The 12933-nt window shown below is 62.2% G+C and carries 15 protein-coding genes; 12 read left to right on the top strand and 3 right to left on the bottom strand.

Annotated features, from left to right (window positions below; all coding sequences use genetic code 11):
- Positions 1 to 82 precede the first annotated feature (82 nt).
- The 5 genes from DSM43276_RS11270 to DSM43276_RS11250 all read left to right on the top strand — a co-directional run bounded on the left by DSM43276_RS11270 (position 83) and on the right by DSM43276_RS11250 (position 4128).
- Positions 83 to 469, top strand: coding sequence for a PPOX class F420-dependent oxidoreductase (locus DSM43276_RS11270; protein WP_078331227.1), 387 nt, complete (start codon positions 83 to 85; stop codon positions 467 to 469).
- A gap of 408 nt (positions 470 to 877) precedes the next feature.
- Positions 878 to 1930 (top strand): acyltransferase family protein, encoded by a 1053-nt coding sequence (locus DSM43276_RS11265; protein ID WP_078331207.1) that lies wholly within the window; start codon positions 878 to 880, stop codon positions 1928 to 1930.
- Positions 1931 to 1992: 62 nt separating this feature from the next.
- Complete coding sequence (locus tag DSM43276_RS11260) at positions 1993 to 3024, top strand: phospholipase D-like domain-containing protein (RefSeq protein ID WP_211196721.1); 1032 nt, start codon at positions 1993 to 1995, stop codon at positions 3022 to 3024.
- On the top strand, positions 3017 to 3586 hold the full coding sequence (locus tag DSM43276_RS11255) for a chromate transporter (protein ID WP_078331206.1): 570 nt from the start codon (positions 3017 to 3019) through the stop codon (positions 3584 to 3586). Before DSM43276_RS11260 ends, DSM43276_RS11255 begins: the two co-directional genes overlap by 8 nt.
- Positions 3583 to 4128 carry a chromate transporter gene (locus DSM43276_RS11250; RefSeq protein ID WP_078327310.1) on the top strand — a complete coding sequence of 182 codons (546 nt, stop codon included), beginning with the start codon at positions 3583 to 3585 and terminating at the stop codon, positions 4126 to 4128. The genes DSM43276_RS11255 and DSM43276_RS11250 overlap by 4 nt, the downstream gene beginning before the upstream one ends.
- Before the next feature lie 14 nt (positions 4129 to 4142).
- Here DSM43276_RS11250 and DSM43276_RS24010 read toward each other — a convergent pair whose 3' ends face one another.
- Entirely contained in the window at positions 4143 to 4355 is a 213-nt protein-coding gene (locus DSM43276_RS24010; protein WP_078331205.1) for a hypothetical protein, read from the bottom strand.
- A gap of 137 nt (positions 4356 to 4492) precedes the next feature.
- Here DSM43276_RS24010 and DSM43276_RS11240 point away from each other — a divergent pair, with 137 nt between their 5' ends.
- The 6 genes from DSM43276_RS11240 to DSM43276_RS11215 all read left to right on the top strand — a co-directional run bounded on the left by DSM43276_RS11240 (position 4493) and on the right by DSM43276_RS11215 (position 9893).
- Positions 4493 to 5116, top strand: a complete 624-nt coding sequence (locus tag DSM43276_RS11240; protein ID WP_078331225.1) for a class I SAM-dependent methyltransferase — start codon at positions 4493 to 4495, stop codon at positions 5114 to 5116.
- Positions 5106 to 6011, top strand: a complete 906-nt coding sequence (locus DSM43276_RS11235; protein WP_211196720.1) for a DUF1295 domain-containing protein — start codon at positions 5106 to 5108, stop codon at positions 6009 to 6011. Before DSM43276_RS11240 ends, DSM43276_RS11235 begins: the two co-directional genes overlap by 11 nt.
- Complete coding sequence (locus DSM43276_RS11230; RefSeq protein ID WP_078331204.1) at positions 6008 to 7168, top strand: FAD-dependent oxidoreductase; 1161 nt, start codon at positions 6008 to 6010, stop codon at positions 7166 to 7168. Before DSM43276_RS11235 ends, DSM43276_RS11230 begins: the two co-directional genes overlap by 4 nt.
- A 99-nt stretch (positions 7169 to 7267) precedes the next feature.
- Complete coding sequence (locus DSM43276_RS11225; RefSeq protein ID WP_078331203.1) at positions 7268 to 8251, top strand: nitrilase-related carbon-nitrogen hydrolase; 984 nt, start codon at positions 7268 to 7270, stop codon at positions 8249 to 8251.
- Entirely contained in the window at positions 8248 to 9288 is a 1041-nt protein-coding gene (locus tag DSM43276_RS11220) for an agmatine deiminase family protein (RefSeq protein WP_078331202.1), read from the top strand. Before DSM43276_RS11225 ends, DSM43276_RS11220 begins: the two co-directional genes overlap by 4 nt.
- Positions 9285 to 9893 carry a TetR/AcrR family transcriptional regulator gene (locus DSM43276_RS11215; RefSeq protein ID WP_078331201.1) on the top strand — a complete coding sequence of 203 codons (609 nt, stop codon included), beginning with the start codon at positions 9285 to 9287 and terminating at the stop codon, positions 9891 to 9893. Before DSM43276_RS11220 ends, DSM43276_RS11215 begins: the two co-directional genes overlap by 4 nt.
- A 13-nt stretch (positions 9894 to 9906) precedes the next feature.
- Here DSM43276_RS11215 and DSM43276_RS11210 read toward each other — a convergent pair whose 3' ends face one another.
- Positions 9907 to 10359 carry a TIGR03618 family F420-dependent PPOX class oxidoreductase gene (locus DSM43276_RS11210; RefSeq protein ID WP_078331200.1) on the bottom strand — a complete coding sequence of 151 codons (453 nt, stop codon included), beginning with the start codon at positions 10357 to 10359 and terminating at the stop codon, positions 9907 to 9909.
- A 74-nt stretch (positions 10360 to 10433) separates the two neighbouring features.
- Positions 10434 to 11804: an amino acid permease gene (locus DSM43276_RS11205; RefSeq protein ID WP_078331199.1), complete on the bottom strand. Its 1371-nt coding sequence runs from the start codon at positions 11802 to 11804 to the stop codon at positions 10434 to 10436.
- 260 nt (positions 11805 to 12064) lie between these two features.
- On the opposite strand from DSM43276_RS11205, the gene DSM43276_RS11200 reads away from it, so the two are divergent.
- Entirely contained in the window at positions 12065 to 12745 is a 681-nt protein-coding gene (locus DSM43276_RS11200) for a PAS and ANTAR domain-containing protein (protein ID WP_078331198.1), read from the top strand.
- Positions 12746 to 12933: the final 188 nt, after the last annotated feature.

Genomic DNA, 12933 nt, shown 5'->3' with positions numbered 1-12933 from the left:
AAGCATCGGCAGTCGAATGCAATCCGGCGCCCTCTGCGACAGAATCGTGGATGGAGTGCGTGATGAGGAAGAGAGACAACGAATGACCGATTGGGATGTGGCCGGCCGGGCGAACTATGTGGCGTTGACGAGCTATCGCAAGGACGGCACGGCGGTGTCCACACCGGTATGGATTGCTCCGGCCGACGGCAAGCTCTACTTCTTCTCGGAGGCGGGCGCGTACAAGGTCAAACGCATCCGGCGCAATCCTGCGGTGACGTTGCAGCCGTGCAGTGTTCGCGGGCAGCTCACCCCTGGTGCGCCGGTCGTGGCAGGTACCGCGCGGGTGCTAGGCCTCGAGGACACTCCGCGGGTCCGCAAGATCGTCAGTCGCAAGTATTGGCTTTTGGGGCCGTTGAGTGAACTCGGAGTCTGGATTGCCCGTCGCCAGCAGGCGTCGGTCGCCATCGAGATCTCCCCGGCTTCGTAGCGGTTGCCAACATCAGCGGATAAACACCCCGGGCCACACCTGTCCCTCCCCCGGAGGGCTGTTCGGCATACTCCGACGGCAAATGCATCCATCGACACGGCACCGTTCCTATTATTTGCCTTCGCCAATATGAGCGTACAGAGAATTTACACTCACCATGCTCTTGAACATGCCTTATGTTCTGTTACAGGCCATTTCCGATGCCCTGCGGGTGCCGCTTAGTAAAGCGCATTGCGGAAAACATTAAATTCGCTCGCTCGATTTCAGAAAAGCTGTAGTAATTCGCAAACACCTTGAGGATCGAAGACGCGGAGATTCTTACGCTAGACGTAGAGCAGGTGCTGGTCGGGATTGTGCAGTATGTTCATTCGCAAAGGTAAAAGCACAGCATCGGCGCCTCGAGGAATTATGAAGCTTGGGCAGGTATTCGATAGACACCACAATGCACTGACCATGTGGCGTCTCGTTCTGGCGATCGGAGTGGTCCTCTACCATTCCTGGCCCCTTACTGGTCGCCAGATTGACTACGCACCAGCGGTGCGGCTGCTCAGCAACATATTTGCCGATGGATTCTTTGTCATCTCCGGGTTCCTCATCACCGCGGCGTGGATGCGTCGCCCGTACCTCAAGGAGTACTGGGCATCCCGTGTATTGCGAATCTTCCCGGGCCTGTGGGTATGCCTGCTCGTGGTCGCCTTCGTCATAGCGCCGATCGCCGCCAAGGTCCAGCACTCCACAGTCACCCTCTCCTCAGAGCTCGCGTATGTGGTCAACAATGCCCTGCTCAATGTGGCCTATTTCGATATCGACGGCACCCCTGCGGATGTGCCCTATCCGGGAGTCTGGAACGGATCCATCTGGACGGTCTTCTTCGTTCTGCTCTGCGACGTCATGGTTTCGGTGCTTGGCATTGTCGGCCTACTGAGACACCGCTGGGTCATTCCGACTCTGTTCGTCGTGGCGACAGTGTGGGCGGCCTACGTTTCGTACACTCCACCGCTGTACAGCTGGCCGCAGGTGCTGGCCCGATTCTTCGTCGTGTTCCTCGCAGGCGCGATGCTCTACCAGTACCAAGATCACGTACCGGCTCGCTGGTCATTGGTCGCGTTGAGCGTCGCCGTCGTCGTCGCGTCGGGATTCACGCAAAACTACCGAGTCATCGGCGCCCTGCCGCTGGCCTACGCGGTCGTTGTTTCTGGCGCCCTCATCCGCAAAACGCGACTGCGCAACGATCTTTCGTACGGGGTGTATATCTATGCATTCCCGGTCCAGCAGTTGCTGGCTTGCTGTGGGCTTACGCGGTTGAATCCGTTCCTGTTCTTTCTTCTTGCCGCCACAGTCACCCTTCCGCTTGCCGCGCTGAGCTGGTTTGCGGTGGAGAAGCGTGCCGCAGCTCTCAAATCTCGGATCCACCGGAAGTCGGTCGAGCAGCCCACCGCACAGAGGGTGGCGATGCCCTGACGGCGGCGCCAGTTGCGTTGGGGTTCAATGTCGTTGCGGACAGGATCGAAGTGTTCATGTGAATGGCAGAACAATGCGCGATCTTGGTGCTAGCTTCTGCTCTTGTGCTCCCCTTCACGCCTCGCCTGATCGTCGAGCCGAATGACGGCCTGGAACCGGTTCGCGAATTCATCGAGAGCGCGGAGACATCGCTTCTCATCAAACAATTCACCTTCACCGAGGGAAGCTTGATCGGGGCGGTGATCGGCCGTTGTCGGGCAGGTGTGGATGTCCGCGTGATGCTTAACCCGCAGCGGTCGGGCGGCGACCGAGCCAACGACGAAACGTTTGAGACGCTCTCCGCGGCCGGAGTGAAGGTCGCCTGGTCTAGTCCGAAATTCTATGTGACACATGAGAAGTCGATAGTCGCTGACAACAAAGCGGCGCTGGTGGCCACCTTCAACCTCTGTGAGAAGTACTTCACACGGACCCGCGACTACGGCGTCATCACGGTGGTGCCCAGCCATGTCAGACAGATCGTCGAGGTGTTCGAGGCCGACTGGGAGCACCGGGATTGGGTGCCGTCGGTCTTCGAGGGGCTGCTGTGGAGCAATGCGAACTCTCGCTACCACATGGCGGAGTTCATCGACGCGGCCGAACAGCGGCTCGACATCCAACATCCGAAGTACGTCGATGCGGTCATCCTGGACCGCGTCGCCGCAGCGGTGGACCGAGGTGTCCGGGTGCGTGTGCTGTGCGGAGGCAGACATGGCATCAGCGAATGGGACATCCTCGACACGTTCGCGTCGCTCCGGACACTGCGCCGCATCGGGGTGAAGGTGCACAAGCAGAAGAACCTCAGGGTGCACGCCAAGCTGCTCGTCGTCGACAACGCTCACGCCCTGGTGGGCTCGATGAACATCGATCGCAGCGCCTTCGATCTGCGCCGCGAACTTGGGATCACTATCACCGATGAACTTGTGGTCGCCCGGTTGCAGGATGTGTTCAACACCGACTGGGACCTGTCGCATCAATATGACCCGCCGGATCCGCTCGATTCATACCAACACCACGAGGACGACTTCCCGCACGATCCGGAATTGATGCATGAGTAACAGGGATGACGATCCCCCACTGCCGCGGGTGTCCCTGTTTCGGTTGGCCTGGACGTTCAACCACATCGCGCTCGCCTCGTTCGGGGGCGGCCTCTCGGCATGGTCGCGGGAGGTGCTCGTCGTCGAAAGGAAGTGGCTGGGCGAAGAGGAGTTCTTGTCCGCGATGACGATGTGCCGAATTCTTCCGGGCGCCAACCAGATCAACATGGCCGTCTTTGTCGGCACCAAGATGCGTGGTGCACCGGGTGCCGCCGCGGCGGTGGCAGGCCTATGCCTGATACCGCTGGTCCTCGTGTTGACGGTGTCCTACTTCTACTTTCGCTTCAAGGAAGTGCCCGCCGTCAAAGGCGTGCTGCATGGCGCCTCGGCAGCCGCCGTGGCACTCACCCTGGCAATGGTGATCAAGACGGGCCGCACGTGCCTGACCGGTGCGATACCGGTTCTCTTGTTCACTGCCAGCTTCGCGCTCAACGGATTGATGCGCTGGCCCTTGCTGGTCACACTGGCACTGCTCGCACCGCTGGCTCTCTTCTGGGCATGGCCCAGGAAGGTGTCCGCATGAGCACCTACTGGCAGTTGGTGGTGTTGTTCGGATCACTCTCGCTGATGTCCATCGGCGGCGGCAATGCGGTGCTGCCCGAGATGCACCTGCGCTCAGTGAGCGGCGAACACTGGTTGACCAATTCGCAATTCGCCGACATCTTTTCGATTTCCCAGACCACGCCGGGCCCGAGCATTCTGATCGTGGCGATGGTCGGGTATGCCGCCGGGCTTCCGGTTGGTGGCGTCGCGGGGGGCATTCTCGGCGGAGTCGTCGCGACGGTCGCCATGGTGTTTCCCGCCGCATCGTTGGTGTACGCGGTGACGCGATTCTGGCAGCGGGCGCAGAAGTCGAAATGGCGCATCGCGATGGAGAGAGGCCTGGCGCCGCTGACCGTTGGGCTGATCCTGGCGACGTCACTGGTGATGAGTCGCGCGGCGGATCACGATTGGCGTGCGTACACGCTGACCGGTGTCTGCACGCTCATCTTCGTCATTACGAAGATGAATCCCTTGATCGTGGTCGCCGTGGCGGGAGTGTTCGGCTACTTCGGCCTGGTGTAGTACCGCTGTCCGGATCAGCGCCAGCCATAGCCGGGTGCGCCAAACCCGTACCCAAATCCGTCGTCGTCTGCCCACATCCACGGTGAAAGGTCATCATCGGTACTTTGTGTACACGCGGCATCGGGGCCCAAGCCTCCCGAGAACTGGCACGGGGGTTCGGCCCTGGCCGGCGCGGCGAATGTCACCGCTGCCACCAATACTGCTGTGACACATGCACTGTAAGGCATTCCGTACCCCCTCTTCGTGGCAACAACGTGCGGGGCTGGAGTTGAGATTAGCACCGGAATCGGTGATCCGCCGGGGTTCAACCATGCATTCCTATGGCCTGATCTGCGGCGCGAGATTCACTTGCGACAATGGCTGCATGGTTGAGCAGAGCCTCTGGATGCAAAAAGTCGCGGCCGATCCACACCATTCGCATTGGTACATCGAGCGCTTTCGCGCGCTGGCGCGTGAGGGCGCTGATTTGGCGGGCGAGGCTCGCCTCGTGGATGCGATGGTGCCGCGTGGTACCCGCATCCTCGATGCCGGGTGCGGCTCCGGTCGAGTGGGCGGATTTCTGGCGGCGGCCGGTCACCATGTGGTCGGTGTCGACGTCGACCCCGTGCTCATCGACGCGGCCGAGCAGGACCATCCCGGATCACGTTGGATTGTTAGTGATCTCGCCGATCTGGACCTGCCCTCGCGCGGTATCGCCGAGCCCTTCGACGTCATCGTGTCGGCGGGCAACGTGATGGCATTTCTTGCCCCGAGCACCCGCGTTCAGGTGTTGACCCGGCTGCGTGCGCACCTGGCGGGCGACGGCCGCGCGGTGATCGGCTTTGGCGCCGGCCGTGACTACGAGTTCAACCGCTTCTTCGGCGATGCGGCCGAGGCTGGCCTCATCCCAGATCTTCTGCTGTCCACCTGGGACTTGCGGCCCTTCACCGATGACTCCGACTTTCTCGTCGCGCTGCTTCGCGCAGGAGACGCCCCTCATGAACTCTGAGGCACACAGCACGACCGTCACACGGGGCAAGCCACAATCACTGGCGTTGGTGGGCATCGCGTACGTCATCGCTGTGTGCGTGGGCGCCGCGTGGCTTGTCTGGGGGCCAGGTACGGGACGCATGTGGCTGGACACCTTGATCGCCGATGTGCTGGCCACCGTGGTGATATTCATATTCAGCAGGCTGTACCGCAATTCGAGCTTCTACGACGCCTACTGGAGCCTGATACCCCCGCTGCTGCTGCTCTACTGGTGGTCTCAGTCCGGGGTGCAGGAGTTGCGTTGTTGGCTCATCGCGCTGGTGGTCATGATGTGGGCAGTGCGTCTCACGGCCAACTGGGTGTATGCGTTTCCGGGTCTGCACCATGAGGATTGGCGCTACCCCATGCTGCGCGCGAGTGCTGGGCGATGGAGCTTCCTGGCCGATCTGGTGGCGATCCATCTCATTCCCACGCTGCTGGTTTTCGCCGGGATGCTTCCCGCGTATGTCGCCGTGACACGACCCGGAGACGACGTGGGCTGGCTGACGGCGATCGCCTGTGCGGTTGGCCTCGCGGCGGTCGCCCTGGAGCTGGTCGCCGATACACAAATGCACCGGTTTACCCGCACCCGTCGCCCCGGCGAGGTGATGGACCGTGGCCTGTGGTCGTGGTCGCGCCATCCAAACTACTTCGGAGAATTCAGTTTCTGGCTTTCCCTGGCGCTCTTCGGCATAGCAGTCTCCCCTGGGGACGCGTGGTGGCTGTGTCTCGGCGCCGCGGGCATGTTGGGGATGTTCCTGGGTTCGAGCATCCCGATGATGGAGCAGCGCAGTCTGCAGCGTCGCCCCGAGTACCAGGACGTGATCGCGCGGGTGTCACGATTCGTGCCACGCCCACCACGGAAATCGGCGTGAGACGTCAACGGGTCCTGGTCGCCGGTCTCGGCGACAGCGGGCTGCTCACCGCGATCCGGCTCGCTCGCCACTGCGATGTCGTCGGAATCTCCGCCAAACCCGGGTTGGTCAGCGGACAAGAACTGGGCGTACGGCTGTCGCGCCCGGAAGAGTGGGCGCAGAACTACTGGGTGCCCTTCGACCGGTTCCGCGAACTGGACCGCGTGCGTACGGTGCATGCCAGCCTTACCGGCGTAGACCTGGGCGCCCGAACAGTTTTCGGCCAGAATAGTGACGGTTCACCGCTAGCGGAACCGTATGACACGTTGATCATCTCGACCGGCGTCAGTAACGGCTTCTGGCGGCAGCCAACTCTGCAGTCGAGCACCGAAGTGGCCACGGACCTGCGTACGGCGCATCATCGGCTGGCCGCTGCGGACACAGTGATCGTCATCGGTGGAGGGGCCGCCGCCGTGAGCAGCGCCGCCAACCTGGCGATGACATGGCCGAACCTAGGCGTCGATCTTTATTTCCCCGGTGAACACGCGCTGACACAGCACGCGCCGAGAGTGTGGGAGCGGATCCGCCGGCGGCTGAAGGAACTTCGCGTGGGACTGCATCCCGGGCACCGTGCGCTCATCCCCGATGGATTCACGTGCAACCGGATCACGGGCGAGCCGGTTCACTGGAGTTCGGGGCAGTCTCCGACGTCCGCCGATGCGGTGGTGTGGGCCATCGGTCACGTCCGGCCCAATACGGGCTGGCTGCCCGCGGAGCTACTCGACGAGCACGGCTTCGTGCGGGTGACACCGCACCTGCATATTCCGCACTCCCGGGATGTCTTCGCTGTCGGAGACGTCGCAGCCACCGATCCGCTCCGCACCTCTGCCCGCAATCGTGCCGACCGGCTTGTGGCGCACAATATTCGGGCCGGGGCCTCTGGGCGGCCGTTGCGTACCTACCGCCCACCCAGGTACCGGTGGGGCTCGGTGCTCGGTGTGCAGCCCAACGGGCTGGAAGTCTTCGCGCCCTCTGGCCACGCGTTCCGCTTCCCGGTGTGGTCGATCGAGCGCGTACTGCAACCCTGGATCGTCCGCCGCGGGATCTACCGCGGCATCCGCGAGAACCGGCCGCTTGCGTCCGCCATCGACGCGCTCCAACCTCCCCAGAAGGACTGATCACATGGGTATCGGCAGCACATATCCGCACAATACCGAATCTTGACTGAATTTTCAGTTTGTTCTACCGTCGCAGTTATCACCACCAGGAGGTAAGCAATGCCCGAGTCGGGATTTATCGTCGAAACCGCGTTTACACCGCCAATCTCGCCGGCGCGCGTGCGCGAACCACGGCGAGCGCCGCTCCGTGTGGGCCTCGTGCAGCACCGCTGGCTCGCCGATCCCGAGCACCTGCGCGACCAACTCTCCGAAGGCATCCGATTGGCCGCCGACGAGGGCGCAAGGGCCGTGTTCCTGCCGGAGCTGACGCTTTCCCGCTACCCCGCGGATGTACGGGCAGGCAGGAACCCGGGCGCTCGTGCCGAGGACCTGCTGTCGGGGCCCACGTTCTCCTTCGCCGCACAGGCCGCGAAGGAGAACGGCGTGCTGGTACATGCGTCCCTGTACGAGCGCGCAGATGACGCTGATGGGCTCGGCTACAACTCGGCCATCCTGGTATCCCCCGGCGGCGAGCTCATCGGCCGCACCCGCAAACTGCACATTCCTGTCACTGCGGGCTATTACGAGGACACGTACTTTCGCCCAGGACCCGCAAAAGACGCGTATCCGCTGTACCGCGTGGCCCAACTTGATGATGCCGCAGTCGGGATGCCCACCTGTTGGGATGAGTGGTTTCCTGAGGTCTCGCGGATGTACTCGCTGGCCGGCGCGGAGATCCTGGTCTATCCGACAGCGATCGGTTCCGAACCGACTTTTCCAGCTTTTGACACTCAGCCGCTCTGGCAACACGTGATCGTGGGAAACGGGATTACCGCAGGGACATTCATGGTCGTGCCCAACCGTTTTGGCGATGAGGGAAGTGTGAACTTCTATGGTTCCTCGTTCATTTCCGATCCGTATGGCCGGATTCTCGCGCAGGCGCCGCGCGATGCGGCGGCGGTATTGGTAGCAGATCTGGATCTTGAGCAGCGCCAAGATTGGCTGGATCTGTTCCCGTTCAACATGACCCGCCGGCCCGACACCTACGCCCAGCTCACCGCACCTGTCGATACCGCCAATCCCTATGGGTCGCAAGCGTCATGACCTGGCTCATGCCGCCGGAAACCTCCCGGCAGGAACGTATCTGGATGGCATTTCCTTCGCAGGGGGCGACCGTCTTCGAGAACGCGGAATCCACGCACCAAGCACGCATCGCATGGGCCGCGGTCGCGCACACCATCCTCGACTTCGAACCGGTCTCGATGATCGTCGACCCAGCCGATCGCACGGCGGCACGTACCTACCTATCACGGGAAATCGAGGTATTCGAGGCGCCGCTCGATGATGCCTGGATGAGGGACATCGGCCCCACCTTTGTGCGCGGCGCAGATGGCGGTCTGGGTGCCGTGGACTGGGTGTTCAACGGATGGGGTGCCCGCGACTGGGCGCGCTGGGATAAAGACGCGCACATCGGTGGGCTTGTCGGCCGGCTCGCCGGGGCTGAGATTGTCTCCTCCCCCTTGGTCAATGAGGGCGGGGGTATCCAGGTTGATGGTGAGGGCACGGTGCTGGTCACCGAAACGGTGCAGCTCGATCCCGCCCGCAACCCGGGGCTGGACAAGCCCGCAGTGGAAGCAGAGCTGGCCCGCACGATCGGCGCGCGGCATGTGATCTGGCTGCCGCGCGGCCTGACTCGTGACGCGCAGCGGTTCGGTACGAATGGCCATGTCGACATTGTGGTCGCCATCCCGTCGCCGGGACGGCTGCTGGTACACACACAGAACAACGCCACACACCCGGACCATGAGGTCACCAGGGAGATCATCGACCTGCTGACACAGAGTCACGACGCTCACGGAAAGCCCTGGGAGATAACACAAGTACCGGCGCCGGAGGTGCTGCGCGACAGCGAGGGCTGGGTGGATTACAGCTACATCAACCATCTCGTGGTCAATGACGGTGTGATCGCCTGCCGGTTCGGCGATCCGGCCGACAACATCGCTAAAGCCATTCTCGCCGAGGAATATCCGGGCCGCGCAGTGGTGACCGTAGATGCACGTGAGATCTTCGCGCGTGGCGGTGGTATCCACTGCATCACCCAGCAACAGCCTCTCCAGAGCGCAAGGAAGTGTGTCGGGTGATCAGTCGACAGGAAGCGATCCTGCGGGCCAGTGCCGCCGCTATCGCCGAGAACGGCGTCCGGGGCCTCCGCGTGAGCGATATCGCACGCGTGGCTGGGGTCTCGTCGGGTCTGCTCTACTACCACTTCAAAGACCGCGATGGCCTGCTGGCGGCCGCCCTCACCTACATCAACGACCAGGCACGCGCGTACCGGCAGGCCGCCAGCGGTTCCGGAGTATCACGGGGCCAGCTTATTGAGCACATTCTCGGGGAGATTCAGGATTCCGCGGCGGTAGTGGAGAACTCGTTGGTGTGGAACGAGTTACGTGCTTCGGCGGTCTACGAGGAACCCCTGCGCGAACCCCTCGCGCGCACATCAGCGGAGTGGACGCGCGAAACCGCTGCCGCCATCCAAGCCGCTCAGGACATCAACGAAGTATCCAAAACCGTGGACGCCGACAGTATCGCCTTAGTTCTCAATGCGCTCACCGAGGGGCTGGCGTCCCGGTGGCTTTCCCAAGAACTCACTGCCGCCGAGGCGCGTGCTCATCTGCGTGCCACTGCCGAGTTGATGCTCCCCGCACATGGCCGTAGCCCCAAGGGTATTCAGCCAATTCGCGGATGACGCGGCAGTGCCGCTATCCGGCCGTCGGATTGGAGTAGACGCGGCGGGGCGTGATGAGGACGGCGGCGCGTCGTTCCTCTGCCATCACGCTGTCGTAGGCATCCCAGTCGTCATGCGTGCCGCCGGCAGCCTGAAAGATATTGCGCAACAACAGACGTAACGCTTCGCTGTCGACGCCTGGATGCGGGTCGTCAGGACCGATGATCTCCGCGGCTCCCTCGACCGTGGCCCATTGCCACCCGGCACGCACGACGATGGTGGCCCGCGGGTCCGCCCGCAGATGGTCGAGCTTGCGGGTACCCCCTGCCGCCACCAGCGCGACGACCGGCTCGCCGGTTTGGGGATGCCGCATGACGCCGGCATTGATCACCGAAGATTGGATGCTGCCGTCGCCCCGAACCGTGCTGAGCACGCACAGGCCGTGATCGAGATGAACCAGCTCGGCGAATGCGGATATGTCTGTCACGACTGAATCCCTTCCATGAACTGCGCTACCTCACTGTAGGTGCTGGTTCCGCTCGCGGATGTGAGTTAGCGCTCTCACGTCCTTGTACGTGACGGCGTACGCGACATTCGGTACCCGGCGGCGAGTAGCAGCAGCCATACCGCCCCGACGACGAGCGCAACGCGGGTATCGGCACCAAAGGCCAGCAGGACCATAACGAAAACCAAAAATCCCGTCGCGAACATCTGCAGATACGGCCACCCCGGCGCGGGAAACGCCGGGGCCGATGCATCGCCGATACTCGACTGTGCCCGGAATTTGAAGTGGGACAATAGGATCATCAGCCAGACAAAGATCGTCGCGAAGGTGGCGACGGACGCGATCATGACGAAAACGCGCTCTTCTATCGCATAGTTCAACACGACGCCGACGAACAAGGCCGCCGTCATGACGACCACTGTCATCCACGGGACACCGTTACGCGATACCCGTCGCATAATCGCCGGAGCCTGTCCCCGCTGAGCCATCCCGTAGATCATTCGCCCGGCGGCGAAGATATCGCTGTTGATGGCGGACAGTGCTGCCGTCACCACGACGATGTTCAGCACGGTCGCAGCCGATGTGAGTCCCAGACGTTCAAATATCTGCACGAAGGGGCTGCTATGCGCATCGATTGATCGCCAGGGATTCAGGCACATGATGACGGCGAGTGTCAGGACGTAGAAGAGCATGATGCGGGCTGGGACCGTGTTGATGGCCCGGGGAATCGTGCGCGCGGGGTCCTTAGCCTCACCCGCGGTGATACCGATGATCTCGGTGCCACCGAACGCGAACATCACGATCATGAAGCTGCCCACGAAACCTGCGAGCCCGTGGGGAAAGAACCCCCCGTCATTCCATAAATTCGCAATGCCGTGCTGTTCGCCGTGATCGGCAGATGTACCCCACAACAGGATCGCGATGCCGCCGCCGATCATCGCCACGATGGCGAGGACCTTCACCAGGCTCAGCCAGAATTCGACCTCCCCGAACACCTTGACGCTGAGAAGATTTACCGCACCGATGAAGAAGATGATCGACAGAACCCAAATCCAGCGCGGCACCTCCGGGAACCAAAAGCCCATGTACACACCGAACGCGGTGACATCGGCCAAGCAGACGACGATCATCTCCAGGGCGTACGTCCAGCCGGTAAGAAAGCCGGCCAGCGGGCCCAGGTATTGAGTTGCGTACTCGCCGAACGATCCCGCGACCGGGCTGCGCACGGCCATCTCCCCCAGCGACCGCAACACGATGTAGATCACGGCCCCGCCCAGTAGATAAGCCAGCAGAACCGAAGGTCCCGCTTGCCTGATCGCCTCGGCCGATCCGTAGAACAGCCCCGTCCCGATGGCCGAACCCAATGCGATGAACCGGATATGGCGAGCAGAGAGCCCGCGCGTGAGCGTCTCCGGCGTGCTGTTCACAGGGCGAACTCCTATCGCGTGGCCACATTCCGAGTTATGGCTTAACCGGGAAGTTAGCTGAGTTTAGGTGCTCTGCTGCTGACCGCGGTCATCGGAGCTGCCCGCTAACCACCGCTTCCAGATCCACGCGTCGTATGAGCCTGTCTTGTGCGGCGCATGATGAGGCGAATATCCTGTGGGCAATTGGCTAAACACCACAGGTACGGCCCGCATGGCCGATGCCTCCGAGGGGTGTCGGATGGTGAGGTTGTGGTCAGAGCATGTCTGATGAACTTATGGAGACGGCGGCCGACGCCAACTTGGAGCAGGCGTTGGCGGGCGGGGCACCCCAACACGTCGGCTGGTTTCGTTTTTATTTTGCCGATGAGCGCTGGGAGTGGTCCGCCGAGGTTGCACAGATGCATGGTTATGGGTCGGGAGAAATCACGCCGACCACGGAAATCGTACTTTCCCATAAACACCCCGACGACTTTCGTCAGGTCGCCGCAACGCTCGACGAGATCCGCCGTACGGCGCAGCCCTTCAGCACTCGTCATCGCATCATCGATTTGCAGCAGCAAGTTCACCACGTCGTGGTGATTGGCGACCGGCTCTGTGACGATGACGGCACCGTGGTCGGCACCCACGGGTTCTATGTCGATGTCACCCCGTCGGCCCATCAGGACCGTGAGGATTCGCTGACCGCCGCCGTCGTCGAGATTGCGGAGAGCCGCGGGATCATCGAGCAGGCGAAGGGCATGCTGATGCTGATCTACAGGCTCAATGCCGACACAGCATTTGAGTTGCTGAAATGGCGGTCACAAGAGAGCAACGTGAAACTGCGCGCGCTTGCCCAACAGATCGTCGCAGACTTCCAAAGTTTGGATTTCGGGACGAGCTTGCCCTCACGATCGGAGTACGACCGCCTGCTTCTGACCACTCATCAGCGAGTTCCTCGATAAGGGTTTGACACCCCGTCCGTCCGGGAAGCCTGCCGATGCGGGATCTGAAAGCTGTGACTGTGTGCGCACGCGAGAAGCCGCTGCCGGAGTGCGCCTACTCCGCGCGCCAGACCTGTTTTACGGGAGCCTGCGATAGCTAGTTGCCACGCATATGAACGCCCCGATGTACAGCGACCCGGCGCGAAGAT

It is taken from the genome of Mycobacteroides salmoniphilum (genome assembly GCF_004924335.1).
Lineage (GTDB): Bacteria > Actinomycetota > Actinomycetes > Mycobacteriales > Mycobacteriaceae > Mycobacterium > Mycobacterium salmoniphilum.
The sequence above is the reverse complement of the archived record's forward strand: the minus strand, read 5'-3'. Positions and strand labels throughout refer to the sequence as shown.

Bases quoted from the DNA above. Each gene is read 5' to 3' on its own strand.
- DSM43276_RS11270 (WP_078331227.1), top strand. From the start codon at position 83: ATGACCGATTGGGATGTGGCCGGCCGGGCGAACTATGTGGCGTTGACG.
- DSM43276_RS11265 (WP_078331207.1), top strand. From the start codon at position 878: ATGAAGCTTGGGCAGGTATTCGATAGACACCACAATGCACTGACCATG.
- DSM43276_RS11260 (WP_211196721.1), top strand. From the start codon at position 1,993: ATGGCAGAACAATGCGCGATCTTGGTGCTAGCTTCTGCTCTTGTGCTC.
- DSM43276_RS11255 (WP_078331206.1), top strand. From the start codon at position 3,017: ATGAGTAACAGGGATGACGATCCCCCACTGCCGCGGGTGTCCCTGTTT.
- DSM43276_RS11250 (WP_078327310.1), top strand. From the start codon at position 3,583: ATGAGCACCTACTGGCAGTTGGTGGTGTTGTTCGGATCACTCTCGCTG.
- DSM43276_RS24010 (WP_078331205.1), bottom strand. From the start codon at position 4,355: ATGCCTTACAGTGCATGTGTCACAGCAGTATTGGTGGCAGCGGTGACA.
- DSM43276_RS11240 (WP_078331225.1), top strand. From the start codon at position 4,493: ATGGTTGAGCAGAGCCTCTGGATGCAAAAAGTCGCGGCCGATCCACAC.
- DSM43276_RS11235 (WP_211196720.1), top strand. From the start codon at position 5,106: ATGAACTCTGAGGCACACAGCACGACCGTCACACGGGGCAAGCCACAA.
- DSM43276_RS11225 (WP_078331203.1), top strand. From the start codon at position 7,268: ATGCCCGAGTCGGGATTTATCGTCGAAACCGCGTTTACACCGCCAATC.
- DSM43276_RS11220 (WP_078331202.1), top strand. From the start codon at position 8,248: ATGACCTGGCTCATGCCGCCGGAAACCTCCCGGCAGGAACGTATCTGG.
- DSM43276_RS11200 (WP_078331198.1), top strand. From the start codon at position 12,065: ATGTCTGATGAACTTATGGAGACGGCGGCCGACGCCAACTTGGAGCAG.